The sequence below is a fragment of the Wolbachia endosymbiont of Tuta absoluta genome, from assembly GCF_059414725.1.
In genome coordinates, this window is the sequence record NZ_JBNRJY010000498.1 from 1 (window position 1) to 1631 (window position 1631).

Genomic DNA, 1631 nt, shown 5'->3' on the forward strand with positions numbered 1-1631 from the left:
AAAAATTTTTAACAAACTGAAATATCTAAGTGCTAATAGTCATTTCGCAGATCGATCGACAATGGCATTAGACTAAAAAATGGCAAATTAGAGTCTAAAATCATCGGTGGTAATATGACTTTGGTTGAAAATAGCATAGGAACTGCTTGGCAAATAAACGCAAAAAACAAAATTCTATTTTTAGAAGACATAAAAGTTTATCCATATTCAATTGAGCGAAGTCTAGATCACCTAAAACAAGCTCATATTTTTGATGGAGTAGATGCAGTAATATTCGGTGACTTTGTTAACTGTTATAATGATAATCTTGTTGAAATTGTAAAAGAAAGGTTTGCAAAAAGTGTTAACTTTCCAGTATTTACAATAAAAGGGGTAGGACATGGACATAGAAATGACCCTTTACCTCTCAACACTCACACTATCATCAGCATGCAAGACGAGAAAGAGTTTATGGATGTGCAACAGTTATACAAGTAGCTTTATCTCACACTCCTTTCATTCCAGCACCTTCGTTGTCATCCTAGTATCCCCCCTTGTCATCCCAGTTCCTAGACACTGGGATCCAGATCAAGTACGGCTATTATCCAAATAACCCTTCGTTGTTATTCAAGCAGCCCCTTCATTGTCATCCCAGTACTGGGATCCAGGACCCTGCGTCACGCGCTCTAAGATGAAGAAATGCTAGTAACTCTCTGCTGTTCATTTATTGAGTTGACAATTGGTTTTTCTGCTCCATCAACTTTAGTACTAGGCTTTAGTAATTCATATGTAGCACAACCAACTACCAGTGCTGCTGCTGTAACTGCAACCACTGCTATAACGATAGGTATCAACTGAGCTGTAATTGTTCCAGTTGTAAAAAGTGCCACTGCTATAGCAGTGCCTAATAATGTATTCACTCCACCAGCAATCATTGCCTTATTACGTGCTTTCACAAAAGAACCTCCTCTTGCGTCTAATAGAGCTTTTACTACGTCTTGATTCTTAGCATAACCTTCAGCATAATCTAAAGGAGTCTTTCCATATCGATCTACTGCGTTAACATTTGCTTCTGCTTTGAGTAAAACCTCTACTACACTTGCGTGACCATTCCTAGCAGCGAAATGCAAAGGAGTCGCATCACGCCAACCTTTCTCATTAACATTTGCTCCTTTTTCGAGTAAAACCTTTACTACATCTACGTAACCATTCTTAGCAGCTAAATGCAAAACAGTCCACCCTTCAATATCTACTGCATTAACATTTGCTTCTTCTTCTTTGAGTAAAACCTCTACTGTCTTTTTGTGACCATTCCCAGCAGCGAAATGTAAAGGAGTCCTCCTTTCACTATTTACTGCATTAACATTTGCTTCTTCTTCTTTGAGTAAAACCTCTACTATATTTGCTCGACCATGAAGAGCAGCGAAATGTAAAGGAGTCCACCCTTCAATATCTACTGCATTAACATTTGCTTCTGCTTTGAGTAAAACCTCTACTACACTTGCGTGACCATTCCTAGCAGCGAAATGCAAAGGAGTCGCATCACGCCAACCTTTCTCATCAACATTTGCTCCTTTTTCGAGTAAAACCTTTACTACATCTACGTGACCATTCTTAGCAGCTAAATGCAAAACAGTATTACCCGAATGATC

The 1631-nt window shown here is 38.6% G+C and carries 1 protein-coding gene and 1 pseudogene; one reads left to right on the forward strand and one right to left on the reverse strand.

Going from position 1 to position 1631, the window contains the following annotated elements; translation table 11 throughout:
• Window positions 1-48: 48 nt before the first annotated feature.
• Window positions 49-477, forward strand: a pseudogene (locus ACJ5GX_RS05510) (S66 peptidase family protein); the annotation flags it as partial.
• Window positions 478-665: 188 nt separating this feature from the next.
• Here ACJ5GX_RS05510 and ACJ5GX_RS05515 read toward each other — a convergent pair.
• Window positions 666-1631 (reverse strand): ankyrin repeat domain-containing protein (locus ACJ5GX_RS05515; RefSeq protein WP_495292786.1); only part of this gene is annotated, 966 nt, incomplete at its 5' end.